This is a genomic window from Shewanella sp. SG44-6, from assembly GCF_014164185.1.
Lineage (GTDB): Bacteria > Pseudomonadota > Gammaproteobacteria > Enterobacterales > Shewanellaceae > Shewanella > Shewanella vesiculosa.
In genome coordinates this window covers 1-808 of record NZ_JACJER010000302.1, presented here as the reverse complement: position 1 = coordinate 808, position 808 = coordinate 1, and the positions used below count along the sequence as shown (strand labels likewise).

Below are 808 nucleotides of genomic sequence, written 5' to 3'. Positions count from 1 at the left end.
TATTGACTTAAGTCCTCTGCAGCAATATCACCTGCTAAACCGTGTAAATAGACACCTAAACATGCGGCATCTATAGGGCTGACACCTTGAGCACAAAAACCAGCTATCATTCCGGTTAACACATCGCCTGTTCCGGCTTTGGCAAGCGCGCTGTTTCCTGTTGGGTTGATAAATACCTGCTCGCCATCACTAATCACAGTATGTTTGCCTTTAAGAACAACGACTGCGTTTAATTGCTTAGCGGCCATATTGGTATAGTGCACCCGTTTGGCTTGGATTTCGCTAACATCAAGATTCAATAATCGTGATAACTCTTTGGGGTGTGGCGTGATAATGCTGTGTTTTGGTAGGGTTATCGATGTGGTTGCGATATTACCTGGGTGAAGTAAGCGACTGATAAAATTCAGTGCGTCAGCATCGAATATGACCGGATTAGGATTAGCTTGTAACTGAGTTAAGAGCGCGTAAAAAAATTCACTATTACCATTAGGGACAGATAAGCCATCTGAATCGCTGTTGTGATGCTTTTTGTTACCCAGAGAGCTGTTGTCGAGAGAGCTGTTGTTGATAGAGTTGTTGTCAAGATAATTACGGCTACGGCTAAAGTTAACGCTGAGTTGGTCAGTACTTTGGCCAATACTTAATCCACTGCCTATTGAAATCACACTGGCTTGGTTAAGTTTATCGTCAAGTTGTAACACGGCCATTTTATCAATTGCTTGTACATCAATTGTCTGCCAACGAGCGGTCTGTATTTGTGTTGCTAATAAGTCAGTTTTTGGGGCGTTATTATCATATTTTGCTGTCA

At 42.3% G+C, this 808-nt stretch carries 1 protein-coding gene; it reads right to left on the bottom strand.

Going from position 1 to position 808, the window contains the following annotated elements; translation table 11 throughout:
* Positions 1-808 (bottom strand): NAD(P)H-hydrate dehydratase (locus tag H5185_RS22320; protein ID WP_182743346.1); only part of this gene is annotated, 808 nt, incomplete at both ends.